General features: G+C 35.4%; 17 protein-coding genes and 1 pseudogene. 8 read left to right on the forward strand and 10 right to left on the reverse strand.

Translation table 11 applies throughout. The features are described 5' to 3' along the window. Positions 1 to 309: 309 nt before the first annotated feature. The 3 genes from JFU54_RS16620 to JFU54_RS16630 form a co-directional block, all read right to left on the reverse strand. Positions 310 to 792, reverse strand: coding sequence for a DUF4367 domain-containing protein (locus JFU54_RS16620; protein ID WP_201065469.1), 483 nt, complete (start codon positions 790 to 792; stop codon positions 310 to 312). A 326-nt stretch (positions 793 to 1,118) separates the two neighbouring features. After that, positions 1,119 to 2,312: a NupC/NupG family nucleoside CNT transporter gene (locus JFU54_RS16625; protein ID WP_002084844.1), complete on the reverse strand. Its 1,194-nt coding sequence runs from the start codon at positions 2,310 to 2,312 to the stop codon at positions 1,119 to 1,121. 214 nt (positions 2,313 to 2,526) lie between these two features. Beyond that, a complete protein-coding gene (locus JFU54_RS16630; RefSeq protein WP_201065471.1) occupies positions 2,527 to 3,762 on the reverse strand; it encodes a helix-turn-helix domain-containing protein in 1,236 nt (411 codons plus the stop codon). 226 nt (positions 3,763 to 3,988) lie between these two features. Here JFU54_RS16630 and JFU54_RS16635 point away from each other — a divergent pair, with 226 nt between their 5' ends. Then, entirely contained in the window at positions 3,989 to 6,277 is a 2,289-nt protein-coding gene (locus JFU54_RS16635) for a glycoside hydrolase family 3 C-terminal domain-containing protein (RefSeq protein WP_201065473.1), read from the forward strand. A gap of 236 nt (positions 6,278 to 6,513) precedes the next feature. Here the strand turns inward: JFU54_RS16635 and JFU54_RS16640 are convergent, their stop codons facing one another. Beyond that, positions 6,514 to 7,005: a DinB family protein gene (locus tag JFU54_RS16640; protein ID WP_113709971.1), complete on the reverse strand. Its 492-nt coding sequence runs from the start codon at positions 7,003 to 7,005 to the stop codon at positions 6,514 to 6,516. 351 nt (positions 7,006 to 7,356) lie between these two features. Between JFU54_RS16640 and JFU54_RS16645 the strand changes: the two genes are divergently transcribed. The 5 genes from JFU54_RS16645 to JFU54_RS16665 all read left to right on the forward strand — a co-directional run bounded on the left by JFU54_RS16645 (position 7,357) and on the right by JFU54_RS16665 (position 11,607). Continuing rightward, on the forward strand, positions 7,357 to 8,400 hold the full coding sequence (locus JFU54_RS16645) for an ArsR/SmtB family transcription factor (RefSeq protein WP_201065475.1): 1,044 nt from the start codon (positions 7,357 to 7,359) through the stop codon (positions 8,398 to 8,400). Between the two features lie 57 nt (positions 8,401 to 8,457). After that, positions 8,458 to 9,672 carry an MFS transporter gene (locus JFU54_RS16650; RefSeq protein ID WP_201065477.1) on the forward strand — a complete coding sequence of 405 codons (1,215 nt, stop codon included), beginning with the start codon at positions 8,458 to 8,460 and terminating at the stop codon, positions 9,670 to 9,672. Between the two features lie 97 nt (positions 9,673 to 9,769). After that, positions 9,770 to 10,096, forward strand: coding sequence for a heme-degrading monooxygenase HmoA (hmoA, locus tag JFU54_RS16655; protein WP_000469495.1), 327 nt, complete (start codon positions 9,770 to 9,772; stop codon positions 10,094 to 10,096). A gap of 184 nt (positions 10,097 to 10,280) precedes the next feature. Beyond that, positions 10,281 to 10,718 (forward strand): VOC family protein, encoded by a 438-nt coding sequence (locus tag JFU54_RS16660; RefSeq protein WP_078176498.1) that lies wholly within the window; start codon positions 10,281 to 10,283, stop codon positions 10,716 to 10,718. A 181-nt stretch (positions 10,719 to 10,899) separates the two neighbouring features. Next, positions 10,900 to 11,607, forward strand: a complete 708-nt coding sequence (locus tag JFU54_RS16665) for a nucleotidyltransferase domain-containing protein (protein WP_201065479.1) — start codon at positions 10,900 to 10,902, stop codon at positions 11,605 to 11,607. 38 nt (positions 11,608 to 11,645) lie between these two features. Here the strand turns inward: JFU54_RS16665 and JFU54_RS16670 are convergent, their stop codons facing one another. Then, positions 11,646 to 12,248: a chorismate mutase gene (locus JFU54_RS16670; protein ID WP_012261172.1), complete on the reverse strand. Its 603-nt coding sequence runs from the start codon at positions 12,246 to 12,248 to the stop codon at positions 11,646 to 11,648. Between the two features lie 233 nt (positions 12,249 to 12,481). Between JFU54_RS16670 and JFU54_RS16675 the strand changes: the two genes are divergently transcribed. Then, a complete protein-coding gene (locus JFU54_RS16675) occupies positions 12,482 to 13,264 on the forward strand; it encodes a class I SAM-dependent methyltransferase (RefSeq protein WP_016101165.1) in 783 nt (260 codons plus the stop codon). 166 nt (positions 13,265 to 13,430) lie between these two features. Here JFU54_RS16675 and lsrF read toward each other — a convergent pair whose 3' ends face one another. The 4 genes from lsrF to JFU54_RS16695 are packed head-to-tail and all read right to left on the reverse strand — an operon-like array spanning position 13,431 to position 17,102. Next, the gene (gene lsrF / locus JFU54_RS16680) at positions 13,431 to 14,213 is read right to left on the reverse strand and encodes a 3-hydroxy-5-phosphonooxypentane-2,4-dione thiolase (RefSeq protein ID WP_193653300.1); all 783 of its coding nucleotides are present in this window, start codon (positions 14,211 to 14,213) and stop codon (positions 13,431 to 13,433) included. Positions 14,214 to 14,219: 6 nt separating this feature from the next. Beyond that, positions 14,220 to 14,582: a cupin domain-containing protein gene (locus JFU54_RS16685; RefSeq protein ID WP_000909986.1), complete on the reverse strand. Its 363-nt coding sequence runs from the start codon at positions 14,580 to 14,582 to the stop codon at positions 14,220 to 14,222. Positions 14,583 to 14,607: 25 nt separating this feature from the next. Then, positions 14,608 to 16,170: an autoinducer-2 kinase gene (gene lsrK, locus JFU54_RS16690; RefSeq protein WP_201065481.1), complete on the reverse strand. Its 1,563-nt coding sequence runs from the start codon at positions 16,168 to 16,170 to the stop codon at positions 14,608 to 14,610. After that, a complete protein-coding gene (locus JFU54_RS16695) occupies positions 16,170 to 17,102 on the reverse strand; it encodes a sugar-binding transcriptional regulator (RefSeq protein WP_002165567.1) in 933 nt (310 codons plus the stop codon). Before JFU54_RS16695 ends, lsrK begins: the two co-directional genes overlap by 1 nt. A 238-nt stretch (positions 17,103 to 17,340) precedes the next feature. Here JFU54_RS16695 and JFU54_RS16700 point away from each other — a divergent pair. Beyond that, positions 17,341 to 17,793: pseudogene (locus JFU54_RS16700) on the forward strand (substrate-binding domain-containing protein); the annotation flags it as partial. A gap of 63 nt (positions 17,794 to 17,856) precedes the next feature. Here the strand turns inward: JFU54_RS16700 and JFU54_RS16705 are convergent. Next, positions 17,857 to 19,359, reverse strand: a complete 1,503-nt coding sequence (locus JFU54_RS16705; RefSeq protein ID WP_002127892.1) for a malate:quinone oxidoreductase — start codon at positions 19,357 to 19,359, stop codon at positions 17,857 to 17,859. Positions 19,360 to 19,630: the final 271 nt, after the last annotated feature.

The following is a 19,630-nucleotide window of genomic DNA, read 5'->3' on the forward strand; positions in this document are numbered from 1 at the left end:
TTTTTATGCATAATTTTAGATTGGTAATAAAAGGTAGTTTAAGGAACTTACCTAAAAAATGAATGCTTAGCTTAGTAAAAGGTCGTGGATGAAGAAAACAAAAAACTAAAAAAGACAATGCCATTTTACTTGGTAAATTGTCAAAATTGTAGACGTAGTAAAGGAGGATCGGCGCATTTTGAAAAAACAAGCTAAGACAAAAATACAATAAGCTGCCCATATGGACAGCTTATTTACATAATTTTCGATATAGGAAGTTATTGTATTTAATTTATTCAATACTTATTATTGCTCTACAAGTAAATAACGTTAATTCATTGACCTTGCGATTTCTAGCATTTTTTCCTTTGGTAATCTTGTACTTTGCATTTTTACATATGTTCCAGCTTGTGTCCAACAGAGTAAACCACCTGTAATGAGTTCTCCATTCTTGTCCAGTGTTCCACTATTTCCCCATGCTGAAAAATAACCTTTATTTCCGTTAATCACAATTTGTTCAGCATGGGTGAAGTCTTTATCAGATAATGGAATTCTCCTACTCAAGTGAATAGCAACCATTAGCTTTGTATCTTTGTTATCCATATAATGTAGGCTTATCCAAGGAGATGTTTTTGTATCTAATGTCCAATCATCTGGAATCTTTTTTGGAGATAAAATAGTGAAATTAACTTTTTTCTGTATTTCTGGAATAGTAGTGCTGTTGTGATTATACTTAATTTCTTTAGCAATGATTGTCATTGGGTAACTAATTAAAAGTATTAAGGTAATGAATAAACGAAATGGAGCTATCAATTTATTACCTCGATTCTAATTTGATTTTCTGACAGGTAGTATTTCCAAACTATTATTTTTTATTAAATAACCTGTCTCTTTTGTTTAACGAGGAATCATGTATATTTCATACATATTCAGTTAACGCATCATTATCGGTAGAGAGGAAAAAGAAGGAACCCTATAAGGTAGTATTCAATTTTTTGGATGAATATAGAGCGACCTAAATAAAAGGAGCCTCTATCAAAAGTTACTTAGTAATTTTTGATAGAGGCTTTTAATTATAATACTTAATTGTAGTTATATATCTTTAACATATAGTGAGTGTCTTTTATTTTAAAGATTATTTACCATACAAAAAGCCCCACAAGCATAGCGCTTAATAAGGAAACAGCCATTCCGCTAACAAGAAGCTTCCAAACATTTTTACCGATTATTGATGATTTTTCCCCGCCAAATAAAGAATTGTATGTTCCATAAATCATACCTACTGTACTAAAGTTTGCAAAAGAAGCTAGAAATGTTGTGGCAACTGCAATTGTATGTGGTTGTAAAGACTTTAGGTTTGATTTTAAATCCATCATTGCAACAAATTCATTCGTTGTTATTTTTATCCCCATTAATTCAGCTACATACATAGCATCTTTGCCTGATAAACCGAGTAAAAAAGCGAAGGGACTAAAGATAATCGAGAAGATTTTTTGAATTGTTAAACCTGTTACAAAAAAGCTTAAAATACCATTTAAACATGCTGTTAAAGCTACATATCCAATTACCATCGCTAAAATAACAATAACCATATTCATCCCAACTAACATACTGTTTGAAATAGTAGAAAAGAAATCTTTTTTTTCATTTTTTGAAGGTGAATAAATAACATCCTCTTCTTTAGTAACTTCTACAGGATTTAAAACATTAGCCAAGATTAATGCATTAATACAGTTTAAAGGAATAGCGCTGAAAATATATGTTGCTGGAACCATTGATAGATAAGCACCAAGAATAGATCCGCTGACGCTACTCATACTCATAATTCCAAAAGTCAACAAACGATTTTCTTTTAACACAGATAATTGATCACGAACAACTGCAAGTGCTTCCGTATTTCCTAAAAACATCATTTGAATGGAAAAGAAGCTTTCTAACTTTGGTAAACGAGAAATCTTTGAAATGATTGCACCAACTTTATCAATAATCCAAGTTAAGATTCCAAAATAGGAAAGAATATCAAAGAAAGTGATAACAAAAATGATAGGAAGTAAGGCGCTAAAGAAGAAATCAACTGTTTGATTTTCCATAGCTGAAGGAAATACAAATCGAATTCCTTCATTCGCACATGATAGTAGCCAACTGAAAAATGACGCAATTTTATTAATGATAATACTGCCCAATTTCGTGCCTAACATAAACCACGTAATAAAAAGCTCCAATATTATTAGAATAACGATGGGTCTCCATTTTATTTTTCTTTTATTAGGCGAACATAGGAAAACGATTAATATTACAACGAAAATCCCTAACATATTTAATATGAAATGCATGTCAACAACTCCTTGAGGCTTATTATTTGTATATAAAAAAGCCCCTATTCTTCCAAATTTGGATTATGATCAGAAGTTATGAAGAATGTAAATTATGTTTGGGATTAATCTATTTCAATTTATGTACTAAAAATTAATGTTTTTTCGCTTTATAAAGGATATGTATTAATAATGTAAAGCAACAAAAAAAATCTATTGGTAGAACGAAGGACAATTAATTGCTGCATCCATTTTTAAATTGTTTAGGTGAAATACCAGTATGTTTTTTAAAGACCTTTGTAAAATAACTTTGGTCATGGAAATTTAATAGTGTGGAGATTTCTGATATAGAATGTTTTGTATAGGTCATTAAGCTTTTTGACTCATCTATCTTAGCGCGCTGAATATATTCGCCTAATGAAATTCCAACCTCTTTTTTAAAAAGGGAAGATAGATAACTAGGATTTAATGCGACTATTTCTGCTAGATGGGATAGTGTAATATCTTCGTAAAGATGAGTAAATATATAATTTTGACATATGTTTATAGGCTTTAAATGTTTTTGCATTTTCCCGTTTTTAACTCGTTCTGAGAACTCAAGTAAAGCATTCTCTAAAAATGGGGAAATGGCTTCACTTTTTTTTATTTCTTCGAGTTTTTGAATTAATAAATCACTGAGGGTATATGCAATTTCAGGAAATAGTCCGCCATCTATAGCCGACCTTGTCGCAAGTGTAATTGCTGCGATGGCAGAATTTTTCTGGCTTCGTAGGTGGCTTGTTTTTGACAACACCCCAAGATCTCCTGATTCAGGTAATTTTTTTAGATTTTTAATTAAATCATCCTTTTTTCCTTCTTTAATACACTCAAATATTTTCCTTTCAACTAGTGGATCGATATGAGTTAGTGTACTTTGACGTTGCTCCGATATATGTATAGCGGGCTGTTCAATTTCAAAATCATCCTTTTTTAACAGTATATTTTTTTGCAAAATATCAGCAATGTCTAATTTTTGTTGATACAGCATGTAATAAAGAACCATGCTTATATTTAAAAATTGCAAATTGCTTAAAACAGGGAGAGATTGATAATAGCGAATCATTTCCTCTTTGTTTATTTTTAGTTGAAGATCATTAACGATTCCTTTAATTGAGGTTTCTGATAACCTGGAATAAAGGACTGGTCCAACGAGGATATTCCCGCTAAGTTGATCGTTTAAACGTAAGTTAATTGAGAAAAAATTTTCAAGAAAGGCAGTCTCTTCAAGTACCGGAAAAGTATATGGTGGATTTCCCCTAAATAGTTGATTAAATAACGCCTCTTTTGAATAATACAAAGGGTTATGCTGAATATTGGACGAGATTTCAAATGCCAAATCCCCTTTGTTATCAATGAAAAAGATAGGTGTTTTATGTATGTCAAAGACCAACTTACAAATATAATATAAATCTTCAAGTTTGGAGCAATTCATTATTTTAACCTCTATTCTTTAAACATTAGCCTATATATGTACAAGTTAAAATCCTCTCCTAAGCAAAGGTTTTAAAATAAGGGCGAAAGAGAGTACGGTATAACCATAAATATAATCAGCTAAAATTTTTACCATTATTCTAAAAAACATACCATAATATCTAAAAAATAATAACTATAATAACATTAAGAAAGCGTTTACTTAATTATTTTTTAGGAGGGCTATTATGAAAAGGGATATTAAGAAAATCATTTCACAAATGACATTAGAAGAAAAGGCAAGTCTATGTTCTGGATTAGACTTTTGGAATACAAAAGGGATTGAGCGATTAGGAATTCCTTCAATTATGGTAACTGATGGACCACACGGCCTTAGAAAACAGGCAGAGGGAGCAGATCACTTAGGGATTTATAACAGTATTCCAGCGACTTGTTTCCCATCAGCAGTAGGATTAGCAAGTACATGGAATAAAGAATTAATAAAACAAGTAGGAGTTGCATTAGGAGAAGAATGTCAGGCTGAAAATGTAGGAGTTCTCCTTGGACCAGGTGCAAATATTAAACGTTCGCCGCTATGCGGAAGAAACTTTGAATATTTTTCAGAGGACCCGTATTTATCATCACAAATGGCTGTAAACCATGTTAAAGGCGTACAAAGTCAAGGGGTTGGAACGTCATTAAAACATTTCGCTGCTAATAATCAGGAGCATCGCAGAATGTCAGTAGATGCAATTGTTGATGAAAGAACATTGCGTGAAATCTATCTTGCTAGCTTTGAAGATGTTATTAAGGCAGCACAGCCTTGGACAGTAATGAGCGCTTACAACAAAGTGAATGGTGAATACGCTTCGGAAAATAACTATTTATTAAATGATATTTTAAAAGATGAATGGGGATTTGAAGGTTTTGTCGTTTCTGATTGGGGTGCAATAAATGAGCGTGTTGCAAGTCTAGCGAACGGTTTGGAGTTAGAAATGCCTTCAAGCTTTGGATTTGGTGAGAAGAAAATTGTCGATGCAGTTAACTGTGGTGAGCTAGCTGTAGAAAAGCTTGATCAAGCAGCAGAGCGTCTTCTTTACATTATTTTTAAGGCTTATGATAACCAATTAGAAAACGCTGTGTATAGTAAGGACGCACATCATCAGCTTGCAAGAGAAGTTGCAAGTGAAAGTATGGTTATGTTGCAAAATGAAGATTCCATTCTTCCGCTGAAAAAGGAGGGAACGGTAGCAGTAATTGGAGGATTTGCAAAGCAACCACGTTTTCAAGGTGGCGGAAGCTCTCATATTAATCCAACAAATCTTGAAAGTATTCTCGAAGAAATTGAAACGGTATCAGGTGAAAAAACGAACATATTATTTGCCCAAGGCTATGACATTGCAAGTGATGATGTAAATGAAAGCATGGTTAATGAAGCAAAAAAAATAGCAGAGCGAGCAGATACAGCGGTCCTTTTCGTTGGACTTCCAGATCGTTATGAATCTGAAGGCTTTGATCGAAAGCATTTACAGATGCCAGAAAATCATGTGCAATTAATTGAGGCTATCGCTGAAGTTCAAAGTAATATCGTTGTAGTTTTAAGTAACGGTGCTCCAATTGAAATGCCATGGATAGGTAAAGTAAAAGGAATACTTGAAGGCTATTTAGGTGGCCAAGCATTAGGCGGGGCGATTGCCGATATATTATTTGGTGATGCGAATCCAAGCGGGAAATTAGCGGAAACATTCCCGAAAGTGTTAAGCGATAATCCTTCTTACTTAAACTTCCCTGGTGAAGGGGACAAAGTGGAATACAAAGAAGGTGTGTTCGTCGGATACCGTTACTACGATGCGAAAAATATTGAACCGTTGTTCCCATTTGGTTTTGGATTAAGCTATACAAATTTTGAGTATAGTAATCTTTCAATAAATAAGAAAGAGATAACGGATACGGACACTGTTTCTATCAGTGTGAACGTGAAAAATACTGGTAGTAGAGCAGGGAAAGAAATTGTTCAGCTTTATATAAAAGATGTTGAAAGCAGCATGACTCGTCCTGAAAAAGAGCTAAAAGGATTTGAAAAAGTAGAATTGCAACCGGGAGAAGAAAAAACGGTTAGCTTTACTTTAAATAAAAGATCATTTGCTTATTATAATGTTGAATTAAAGGACTGGCATGTTGAAACAGGTGAATTTGAGATTTTAGTAGGAAAGTCTTCAAAAGAGATCGTTTTACATGATAGCATGTATGTTCAATCAACGACTATAACTCAAAAACCAGTGCATCGTAATACGTTACTTGGGGACATATTTACGGACCCAATCTTAGCACCAATCGCAAAAGGGCTTATGGAAAAAGCATTAAAAGACAGTCCGTTTGGTAGTATGACTGAAGGGGATAGTGATGCATCTGAAATGATGGACGCTATGCTGAACTATATGCCATTACGAGCATTAGTGAACTTTAGCGCAGGTGCTTTTACAGAAGAAATGTTAAGTGAAATAATTGGGATATTGAACGATGCGCAGATGAATTGATAAGCGGCGAATGCGAGGAAGTTAGGCGGGAGATAATGGCCCGGAAATGCCTAATTAAAGTTTTACTTTATCCATTGAACATTCTTTGTTGAATATTAATTAAGCTTAATAATTCATTGCAGGATGTTTCTCCAGCACGCAAAAAGGCAAATGAGAGTTAGAATCTCATTTGCTTTTTTTGTACTTATTTTGCTAAATGAAGAATCATATGCTTATCTATCATCTTTAATCGTTGCTTATAAATATGAACGATGAGATGGCCATGAACCTTGGAGTTTACGAAGTTGTATAATTTGACCTGTATGATATGCATCGTGCAATAGGATATTCATATATTGTTGCCAAACTGGTAGAGACGGACTTGGTTGATCCAGTTCTGCTTCTTGAAGGGATGTTAATGAAGATTGTAAGGCATCATGTACTTGGAGCGTTCGCTTCACTGTTTGTTGCCAAGCACCATCATCATTAGGTCCACCTTGGACAAAAGTGTCATCATTATTTTGTGGAGCAACAAATGTGTCATCCTGATGTAAGCGGGAAAGTAAGCGCTCTTTAAAGATTAGTAAATGGTTTGCATTTTCCCAAATCGTATTACTGGCCGTTCCTTCTGGGTGCCAACATGCTTGTGCAGCAGTAAGATTCTTTAACGCTTCTGATATCGGTGGGTACCATTCTTCTTCGTAAAAAACTTGCTTGACTCCATTTTGTAATATTTCTTTTTTACTCATTCGTATAGCCTCCTTAACTATGAGATAGACCAACAACAAGTGTTAGAGAAATTAGAAACGTACCTACTTATCATCTGATTGATGTTTGGAAGTTTTTAAAAGAACAATACGGCGCCGTTGTAGTAATTGCAGAAATAAACTTATGCTTTCCAAATCATTTTTATAAACGTAATAAATTCTCCTTTCTCTTCAATAAACCTGCCTCATAGTTGAACAAGAAAATTAACTGCAGCTTAAATTTAAAAACTTGTAGCAATATAAAGTTTCAGAGAGTTTTAAAATTCTAAAAAATTAGAAGGTATAATTCGGTAAATATAGAATTTAATACATAGCAAATAAGGAGGGGATAAAATGGAAGTCTTTCACGTGACGAGTAGAAAAAGGGAAACATACAACGTTCAAATGAAGTATTCGATACTTTTCGAATGCGCACTTGGCATTGCGGCAATTACTCATAAGAGGTTAATCGACACGCTTGAAAAATCTCAAAGCGAATGGGAAGAAATAAGACAATCTTTATCACATGAAATGATAGAACATTTACAATTTGTTGAGAAGCATAATACGTGGAAAGCGTTGCTACAGTTACTGTATGATGGAGATTTTACGGATTTATCTCAGTTTGTTCACAATATCAATTCGTTATCGGAAGTAGATTTTAAATATGTGTGCTTACCGTTTTTAGGAGAAATGCATCAAGGAAAAAGACGTTTAGCAGCAAATGGAGACGTAACTGCAATACATGAATTAAAGGAACTGGCACATGATCACCAGTTTTTCTCTACTTATATTGGCTTTATATGTGATGCAGATGTACAAGAACTAAAGGGTCATTTAATCGCGGTTATGACAGGATGGTATGAGGGTGTTATTAAGAAAGAAGAGGAGCAACTGCTCTCTATATTAAAGCGAGATTATGAAGCGAAAAATGAAATGAATAAAAAGATGAAACCGGAAGAGTTTGTCGAGTGGACTACAGGTGGCGTTACATATATGCCAGAGCCAAGTGTGCATCACGTACTTCTTATCCCGCAAATTACATACAGACCGTGGAACATAGAAGCTGATATTGAAGATACGAAAGTGTTTCATTATCCGGTCGCAAATGAAAGTATACATCCGGAAGATCCGTATGAACCGAGTTATTTTTTAGTTCATAAACATAAGGCGCTCGGGGATGAAGCGAGATTGCGAATTGTAAAAATGTTGTTTGAAAAAGAACGTACATTGCAAGAAATAACGGAAAGATTACAACTAGGAAAATCGACAGTACATCATCATTTGAAATTGTTACGTTCAGCAAAGTTAGTAGATATTCATGACGGAAAATATGTATTGAGAAAGAAAGCAGTACAGTCGTTAGCGAAAGAATTAGATGCATTTTTGAATAGATAATATACAACGGGAATGTACATAAAGGGAGGAATTTAATAGAAAAGTTGGTGAGCTATAGTGAATAGTGTATTGAAAAATCGTTCATTCTTTTTTATGTGGATTGGCAGTGCAATTTCAGAATTAGGCGGGGCTTTCGGGACGTTATGTAATTCAATTCTCGTTTATGAATTAACAGGATCAAAAACAGCATTAAGTAGCATGTGGTTACTATATTTTATCCCGTCACTCATACTGCAACTTATAAGCGGGCCATATATTGATAAATGGAGCAGAAAGTGGATTATGATTTTTTCGCAATGGATGCGGGCCTCTGTTTTCTTACTGCCTTTAGTAATGCTAGTTACTAACAGTGTAGAAGTATGGCACATTTACGTTGTTCAAATTATAGTAGGGCTCATTACGCCGCTGTATACACCCGCCAGTCAAGCGATTACACCGAGCATTGTAAGTAAAGAGCAGCTTCAAGATGCAAATGCATATATAGATGGAATGAATCGTCTTATGATGTTTCTAGCGCCAGTATTAGGTGGTATCGTCATTCATTTTATTGGAATGAAGCTTACATTATTTTTTGTGTGCGTTTGTCTATTTATAAGTGGAGGATTATTACTTTTCATTACAGAAAAGAGGATAAAGCAAGAACTTCGAAAAACGTGGCTAGAAGAGTTTCTTCACGGGTTTACATACTTTTTCACAAAACCAGTTATCGTTTGGCTTGGTATCTTTCTAACATTCGTTCAATTTGGAGTAGGAGTAACGATGGTTACGAATCTTCCTTATATTAAAGATGAACTATCGGCAGGGTATGCTGAATACGGTTATTTTATGGCAGGATTCCCACTTGGCTATGTAGTTGGTTCCATATTAGTTGGGAAAGTGAAGTATAGGAGCCGTAGATTACTTATGCTTGGAGGATTATTCGTAGGGGGCCTTACTTACATTTCACTAGGTTTAAATAATAGTATTATTATTGCGATTGTAATCGAGGTAATTGCTGGAATATGTATTGCATTTTTCAATGTTCATAACACGACGATATGCCAACAAACTGTCCCAAGTAATATGATAGGAAAAGTATTTTCAGTGCGATTATTTTTCATACGATCGGCAATGCCATTAGGTGTGTTATTAGGGGGAATACTGAGTGAAATGTGGGGAGTGAGAGTACTATACTTTATCATTGGCTCGATTATATGTGTCACTTCTTTAATAGGAATATTGCTTCCGTATTTCAAATTTTTAGATGAGGTGATTGAGGAGAAGTCAGCATAATTCTAAAGATTTGAAACTTTATAATTGAAAACAATTATCATAATCAATTATAATAGAAGAATACTAGTATTCGTATTACAAAGAGGGAGTGGAATATATGTTTATCGAAACGAAGACATTTACAGTAAAAGAAGGTACATCTAATATAGTTGTAGAGCGTTTCACAGGAGAAGGCATTATTGAAAAATTTGAAGGATTCATCGACTTAAGTGTTCTCGTTAAAAAAGTAAGACGCGGAGACGAAGAAGTTGTAGTTATGATTCGCTGGGAATCGGAAGAAGCATGGAAGAACTGGGAAACGAGTGAAGAGCACTTAGCTGGACATAGAGCGGGCCGCGGTAAGCCAAAACCAGATCATATCATTAAGGTTGAGCACGGAGTTTATTATGTAAAATCATCGAAATCGGCTTATCAACAGTCGTAAAAATACATTTGTTTAATTATATTCTTTCGAATAAATAACCATCTATCTGCTTACTGATAGATGGTTATTTATATTGAATAAAGAGAATGATTCGCCTGTGATGTAAGAAGAATTAACGGACAGGTTAAAACTAGAAATGTTATAATATAAACTCGATCAGTGAGTAAGATTAGGAGGAACAATAATGGTTCAATCGATAGTTCATATCGCATTAGTAGTAAAAGACTATGATGAGGCAATAGAATTTTATACAAAGAAACTAAATTTCACATTAGTTGAAGATATTTATCAGCCAGAAGAAAACAAACGGTGGGTAGTGGTATCTCCTCCAGGTTCAGTCGGCACAACAATATTACTAGCGAGGGCATCTAAACCTGAGCAAGAGCCCTTTATTGGTAACCAATCAGGCGGTAGAGTATTTCTTTTCTTAAATACTGACGATTTTTGGAGAGATTATAATGAAATGATTTCAAGAGGAATAGAATTTGTGAGAGAGCCGAAAGAGCAATCATACGGAATTGTTGCAGTATTTAAGGACTTATACGGGAATTTATGGGATCTACTGCAACTAAAGGATGATCACCCAATTGCACAAAGAATTAATAGTAAGCAATTTGACTAGGGATTTTACAAGTATGTGAAAATAAAATAGAGCTCGGCATGTAACAATTAGCAGTGTGTATAATGGAAATGTATGAGAAAAAATATAATTCAATATCGTTCAAAAGGTGTTTGCTTATTTTAGAAACTGAGAAATATCGATCTATTCTTATAAGAATAGATCGATAACTTGGGGGATAGAAATGATAGAAAATCTTTCATTTATTACATATGAAAGCCATAAAGAGTTAGTACATAAAATTCTAAATGAATATATCGCTAGGAATGAAGTGAGTGGGTTAATGCTCATCGGATCTATCGCAAGAGGTGACGCATACCCCGAATCCGATATAGACGTATATGTTCTTTTAGAGAATGGACAAAAGAAGGATTTTCATTCAGAAATGAGAGAAGGTATTTTAATTGAATATAAGTATGCAGATTTTAATAGAATTCAATTAAACCTTAAAAATAATCCAATGGAATTATACTCTTTTTTAGAAGGAGAAATTTTATTTGATAGTAACGGTGAGTTGAGAAGGTTAAAGGAAATAGCTCAACATAATTATGAAAATTATGCTGTTTCTAGTGATAAAGTAAAAGGCATTTCTCATTGGTTACATAGTTCGCTTATTAAAATTCAGGCTGCTTTGAAAGCAAAAGATGAGTTAAAAGCTTCATACATAGTTCACACATCAATGTGGACATTGCTAGAGGGAATATGGGCTATTAATAACAGACCAACACCTCCAGCTGGATCTGCTTTAAGGTATATTCAAGCATTACTTAGTAGACCGACTAATTTTGATGATTTGCTTAATAAAGTGTTCTTAGGAGATACGAAGGAACGTATTCATTCGGCAATTATCGTGATTGAGTGGGTTTTAGTGAATCTAGAGAACAAAAAATAACGGACATATTAACCGTATAATATGTCCGTTATTTTAATCTAATCTAACTTAATTTCAAATTCAAGCCGTTCATGCTTGTCCGAAAAAGGCATACTACGTTCTGTAAATAAAAAGCTAATACCAGACGGGTTATCAGGAAGAGCAGGGGAAATGACGAATTGGTAACTTGTATGTCCATCTGTTCCAGTCCATCCTTCTGCCCAGCAATCGTATGTATCATTTATCGATAATTCTACAAGGCTATGTGTATTATTCTCATTAAGTGTATTGTTTTTTGGATCCCATTCCTTATATAAATTAATTACACTAGCGTTAGAATATTGACGAATAAAGGTTACAGTATACACAGTTTCTTTATGTTCATAAGTTTTTAAAACGGGTATATGTTTTTTAAACTTAGTCGGTTCGACGCGAGGTTTAAACTCATCTTCGTCCATCATAGATGAGAATAATGAATTTAAATAATCGGGATATAACCCGTTCTGCTTTGCCCAATTAGAAATGGCTTCATCTGGTGGGAAACCCGGATTCCCATTCGAAAGTTCTTTCCGTTCTTTTAATAAAGAGCAAATTTTTTCATCAATAGAAGATAAACGTTCATCATAATGATCAGTAGGGCGTTCAAAAGGCATTCGTTGCATAATCATTCCTCTTTTCCTTTATTTTGTTTTCATATTTTATTATAACTGAAACAATTCTCATTTTTTACAATATAATCAATTAATTTAAATATTTAGAAAAATAGGATATTTATGTGTTAAAATAAATATAGAAAACCATTTATTAACTATCGGCAGGTTAATAGAAAAAGGGTGTAAATAGTTAATAATGTCACAATTAAAATGCAACTAGATAGTTAGGAGGAATGATTATAATGGATACTACACAACAAAACAGTAATGCATGGGATAAGAAGGTTGAAGAAGGTTCTAGATACACTGAGCCTGTAAGTAGTGAGGTTATTGAAAAAAGTAAATCAGGTGAATGGGAAATCACAGTCACCACAGAAAAATCAGTTCCTAGAGACTGGTTTCCAAAGTCATTAGAGGGATTAAAGATACTTTGTTTAGCATCAGGTGGAGGGCAACAAGCACCAGTACTGGCTGCTGCTGGAGCAGATGTAACAGTTACTGATATATCTAAGAAGCAATTGGAACAAGATGAAATGGTAGCGGAACGGGATGGATTAACTTTAAAAACAGTACAAGGAGATATGTCAGACCTTAGTGATTTTGAAGATGAATATTTTGATATTGTCGTAAATCCTGTTTCTAATTTGTTTGTAAAAGATGTTCATCTTGTATGGAATGAGATTTCAAGGGTTTTAAAGAATAAAGGTATTCTTATTTCTGGATTTACAAATCCTTTACTATGGATTTTTGATGACAACCAAGAACAAAAAGGTATTTTGGATGTTAAACATTCAATACCTTCATCAACATTGGATTATTTACCAGAGGATGAAGTTCAAGATTATATTAATTTAAATCAAACAATAGAATACGCACATACTCTAGAAGATCAAATCCAAGGTCAAGTTGAAGCTGGTTTTGTTATAACGGGTTTTTACGAGGATGATTTTGGTGGAACAAGGATATTAGATAAGCATATTAAAACTTTTATTGCTACAAAAGCTATAAAGTTAAAGGTTGATTAAAATTTTTGGCTCGTTAGTCGAAGAAAAAAACTTGAAAACAGTAAAAGTTCAATGTATGTCAAAAAGGATGGCACTTGCCATCCTTTTCCTTGTGTAGTTTGAGTGTCAAAACAAGTTTTACTCTTCTTAACTGAACCCGTTATAATAAATAGTCCATCTTTTTACATTAATTTTTCACATCATTATATAGTTCCAGCGCCTCTTTCACATTCAATCTATTTTTTACAATGCCATGAATTGCTTGAATCATCGCAGATGGATGTTCGGATTGCCATATGTTTCGGCCCATGTCTACTCCGATTGCGCCTTCTTGCAGCGCATTGTACGTAATGTTTAATGCGTCTTCGATTGAATCTAGTTTCGGTCCTCCCGCGATTACGACTGGGACAGGGCATGTGCTCGTAATTTTTTCGAATCCTTCGCAGTAGTACGTTTTAATAATATCAGCTCCCATTTCAACACATACGCGGGAGGCGAGTGCTAGAAAGCGAGCTTCACGTTTTTGTAGTTCTTTCGCAACGGCGGTAATACCGAGTACTGGCAGGCCGTAATCGTGAGCTTCAGAGACTACGTTTGCGAGATTTGAAACAGTTTGTGTTTCATAGTCTGATCCAACAAAGACAGAAACGCCGACGCCAATCGCGTTTTGTTTTACTGCTTCTTTCACAGGTGTAACAATTGTTTCATTCGCTAAATCTTTGCCTACTACAGTTGCCCCGCCTGATACACGCATAACCATTGGTGTGCTGCAGTTTTCAGGTATACAGGAGCTGAGTACACCTCGAGTTAAAAAGAGGGAGTCTGTATAAGGAAGCAAGTTTTTAACTGTTTCTAACGGTTGTTCAAGTCCGTGAATTGGCCCTAAAAAGTAGCCGTGATCTATCGCTAACATAACCGCTCTGCCGTCAGGTAAAATTGTGTTTAATCGATTTTTAAATCCCCAAGTCATTAGGAATCACTCCTTCGTTAAGGTTGGATTTTCAGTTTGTACAGTATCTTTATTTGGTAAATGTGGTGACTTTATAAAAACAGCTTTAAAAGGCTTATCAGAATGGTTAATAAGATAATGGGATTCATGAGGTCGAACTTGCAAGACATCCCCTTGTTTGATCGGAACTCTCTCGTTATTCACATAGAAATCTATTTCGCCTTCTAACGCATAGAAGACTTCTTCGCACGTTGTATGATAGTGATTTTGAAACTCTTGCCCAGGCTGAATCACGACTAGGCCAAGATCGATATTTGGACCTTGTATTAAATATTTAGGCCCGTTATCACCGAAGCGATAGGAGAAATCATTTTCATTCGCTTTTAACATATATTTCACTCCTTTATGTAATGTGTTACAGAGCACCGGGTGCAATCCACATATGTGAGGTGAGCCCTTTATCGGCTAAAGCGAGCTGACTGTTATACACAGTTTTCCATGTTTCATAGAATTCCTTATATAGTTCATGATTTTCAGTGACTGGCTCAAATATTTTTTCCCACTGTACAAACTGTTCGGCAGTCTCTGCCATAGATGAATATATGCCAGCACCAACCCCAGCAGCAATTGCAGTTCCTAAAGCTGCCGCTTCTTTTACAACTGGTACTTTCACTGGGATTCCAAGAACGTCTGAAAGAATTTGCGGCCAAAGTTTTCCTTTAGCAGCACCGCCAGCAAAAATCACTTCAGAAGGAAATTTACCTGTGAGAGCTTCTATTAATTTCAAGTTGCCGAATGTAACGAAGGCGGCATTTTCTTCTATTGCCCGGAACATTTCTTTTTTACCGCATTTATCAGCATCTAAGCTCAAATTTAAAAAGGATGGTGCAGCATGTCGCCAAGAAATATAATTCATTACATTTGAAAAAGTGGGGATTATGCCATGTGAGCCTACAGGAACTTCTTTCGCTTGTTCTTCTAGTAATTCATAAGCATCTACACCGAGTTTTTCAGCGAGCCGTTTTTCTTCATGGCAAAAGGCATCTCGAAACCACCTCATAACAAGGCCAGGGAAGAAAGCGATTGTTTCGTATTGCCATAGGTTAGGAACGACATGGCAATTTACGCGAAGTGCCGCATTTGGATCAGTTTCTGGTTTTGTTATATTTACTTCTTGTTGCCAAAAACTGCCCCCGCATATAAATGTTTGTTCAGGTTTTACAACTCCAGTTCCAAGCGATGCCATTTGTGCATCTCCGCCGCCAGCAACGACCGGTGTTCCTTCATGTAATCCTGTTAACTCAGCACTTCGTTTTGTGATATTCCCGATAACTGTACCAGCTTCATTTACTTTTGGAGAAAAGGCTAGAGTAAGACCACATTGCTCAGCAACCCAGTTATCCCAAGCTCTATTTTGTAAATCGAATATACCGGACGTACATCCGTTTGAAGGATCAATTTGTAGTACGCCGCACAATTTATATAAAATCCAATCGTTTAACATCGTGAAAGAATGAATGTTTCTGTACACGTCTGGTTCATGCTTTTTTATCCAAAGTAAGCGAGGTAAAGCACCTAACGAAAAAGTTTGACCGGATTTTTTATATAAATCCTCTTCAATTTCGGAACGAATTTGTTTTAGTTCACTAACTTCCGCTGACGCGCGACCATCAACATTTGCACAAGCCCATATTTCCTGCCCGTTTTTATCGTATAAAACAAAGCCTTCACGCATACTCGTTGCACTAATACCTTTAATAGAAGAGGAGGACGTATTACTTTTTTGAAGAACCTCTTTCGTACATTGTTGAACGAGCTGCCAGTTTTCCGTTACATCAAAATTCATAGAACCAGGGTAACGACTATCTGATTTATGAATCCATTCTTTTTGACTAACAGCAAGTTGATTACCGTTTAAATCAAAAAGAACTGCTCGAATGCTCCCTGTACCAGCGTCGTAAGCTAATAGAGTAGACATTAAGAGTCACCTTCCTTTCTTAATAAGGAGAGGGCAGTTTCTTCATCGGTAATTAATGTATGAATGAACTTTCCTTTTAAGGCGCCGTAAATTGCAGCTATCTTTTCCGTACCGCCAGCTACACCAACGACATGTTTCATATTTTGAAGAACAGAGAGTGGTGTGCCGATAAGACGGTTATGATGGGGAAGTTCTAATTGTTTTCCGTCAGTATTATAAAATTGCCCTAAAATATCTCCAGCCCCGTGTTGACTACGTATATAAGTCATTTCACGTAGTGTTAATTTTTCTTCTTTCACAATTGTGGCGTCTTGAGATAAGCTGCCAATGCCAACTACTGCTGTATGAGCGAGTGAAGCGACGTGAAGCATATCTTTCACGCTCGGTTCAGATAGAATAATTTGTGTCATTTCGTTTGTAGATGTTAGAAAAGGGGTAGGAATAATATGAAGATCGCCTTGCATGTAGTTTAAATAGCTTTGATTTCTTGGAATATAGTGATTTACGCCTCCTGTAAGAGTAACGATTGAAAGACTCATAGAGCTATCAAAATGAATGTTTTCTAGCATTTTACTTATCGTCTCTCCCCAGCCAATCCCAAGTAAATCACCTTGTTGCAATTGAGTTTCTAAATATTGTGCGGCAGCTTTTCCGAGTGAAAATGCATAATCCTCAGTTGGCGTTGGAATAACGAAAGCATCTTTTAGATGGAATTTTTTCATAAGATCACGTTCGATGCTTAAACAGTGCAAACCAGTACCTTTTACGTGAAATGTGACGACACCTTCCGTCCGTGCTTTATCTAACAACCGAACGACTTTATTTCTTGAAATGTGAAGAAGTGAAGCAATTTCTTGCTGGGTTAATTGATCTTTATAATAGTACCAAGCAACTTTTGTTAACAAATTGTCTTCAAAGTTCAGCTGTGACATGCTCTTCATCCCTTTCAACAATTGACCACTGCTTAAACATATGTGCTCGTTATTTTGTTTATTCCAGTTGAAGCGATAAAGTGAAACTTTAATCAGTGGGGGGGTTATTCATCCCCACTGATTATTAGCTCTCACCAATCGGGCGTTTACGGGCAGTTGATCTCCCACCTAACTTCTTTGCTCCAGCCGAATTTTGAGGTGGGAGTCTTATTGCCCGTTAATGCGGGATAAATAGTCTGGTGAAAATAATACGCAAAAATCTTTATCAGTAGGAGAGATTATTTTAAAAAGGTATCCAGATATTAACGCAGTAATATGTCCAGATGCAACAGCACTACCAGCAATGGCACAAGCAGCTGAGAATTTGAAAATGGATAAGAAAGTAGTCGTAACGGGATTTTCGACACCGAACGTTATGCGTGATTATGTAAAACGAGGAACAGTACAACAATTTGGATTATGGGATGTAAAACAACAAGGTGCCCTCGCAACGTATGTTGCAAATGAAATTGTTGTAAAAGGGAAGAAGTTAAAAGTCGGGGATAGCTTTGAAGTAAAAGGAATCGGAAAAGTGAAAGTAGAGCCGAACTCTATTCAAGGGTATGACTATGAGGCAGAAGGAAATGGTATTATCGTATTACCTGAACGAGTTGTATTTACGAAGGATAATATTGATAAGTATAATTTCTAGTAGAAAATAAAAACGTCCGAATATATCGGACGTTTTTATTTTGTCGTTTTTTTAATCTATTCATTAATTGTGAACAGCTTCTTTTTCATTTAACCCAAGTGTGCGTCCTGTTGAAGCGTGAAGCTCTTGGAACAGTCTTGGATTTTCCGTTAGTGATACGCCGTAAGAAGGGACCATTTCTTTTATCTTTGGCTCCCATTCTAGTATACGTTCTGGGAAGCATTTTTCTAATACTTCAAGCATAACGTGAACAGCAGTAGAAGCACCTGGAGAAGCACCAAGTAACGCAGCGATTGATCCGTCATTTGCACTAACAACTTCTGTACCAAATTGAAGTGTTCCTTTCCCACCTGCATCAGTATCTTTAATTACTTGCACACGTTGTCCAGCCACGACAGTATCCCAATCTTCACTTTTAGCGTTCGGAATAAACTCACGTAATTCTTCCATACGCTTTTCGTGTGATAACATAACTTGTTGGATTAAGTATTTTGTTAATCCCATTTCTTTTACACCGGCTGCTAACATCGTTAAGACGTTATTCGGTTTTACAGAACCAATTAAATCAAGGTTTGAGCCAGTTTTTAAGAATTTAGGTGAGAAGCCTGCAAATGGTCCAAACAGTAAAGCTTTTTTATTGTCTATATATCTCGTATCAAGGTGAGGTACAGACATTGGTGGAGCACCAACTTTAGCTTTTCCGTATACTTTTGCATGATGCTGCTCTACAACTTTTGGGTTTTTACATACCATAAATAGTCCACTTACTGGGAATCCTCCAATATGTTTTGACTCAGGAATACCAGTCTTTTGAAGTAGAGGTAGACTACCGCCACCGCCGCCGATAAAGACGAATTTCGCAGTATGATGTTCAATTTTGCCACTATTCATATCATGTACTTTTACTTCCCACAAACCATTCTTCGTGCGTTTAATATTTTCAACACTATGTTTGTAGTTTAGCTCAACATTTTTAGTTTTTAAGTAATCAAATAACATGCGCGTTAACGCACCGAAGTTAACATCTGTTCCAGAGTCAATCTTCGTTGCAGCCATAGGTTCATTAGAATTACGACCTTCCATAATGAGTGGAAGCCATTTTTTTAATGTGTCAGGTGCATCAGAAAATTCCATTCCTTGGAATAGAGCGTTTTTTGAAAGCGCTTCAAAACGTTTTTTTAGAAACTCTACATTTTTTTCCCCTTGCACCAAACTCATATGAGGTAGTGGCATAATAAAATCTTGTGGATTACGAATTAAGTTTCTTTTTACAAGATAAGCCCAAAATTGTCTTGAAAGTTGAAATTGCTCATTTACTTTTACAGCTTTACCAATATCTATAGACCCGTCAGATTTTTCGGATGTATAGTTAAGCTCACATAGCGCAGAATGTCCTGTACCAGCATTATTCCATTCGTTAGAACTTTCTTCTCCGGCATTAGCGAGTTTTTCAAATACTTTAATTTCCCATTCAGGTGCCAATTCTTTAAGTAATGATCCTAACGTTGCGCTCATAATTCCTGCGCCAATTAAGATAACGTCTGTTTTTTGCTGCATGTTGCTCATGATAATCTCTCCATCCCCTATATTGGCAAAAAAGAGTAGGTGTTTTTTATATCTAAGCCGTAAAAAGAAAACACCGCCTAGGCCCCACCTAGGTACTTACCTTTTTTGTCTCAATTATATAACCATCTCATAGTCTATTATAATAATTAATAGACTAAAATATCTAGTGTTATCTGATAATTTTAAACTATTTAACGTTTTATTTCATAGAATTCTTCTGTCATAAGGATAAAAAGCATAGTAGTAAAGCGGGATTTGGAGAAGAATTCCA

Source organism: Bacillus sp. TH19 (assembly GCF_016651075.1).
GTDB lineage: Bacteria > Bacillota > Bacilli > Bacillales > Bacillaceae_G > Bacillus_A > Bacillus_A mycoides.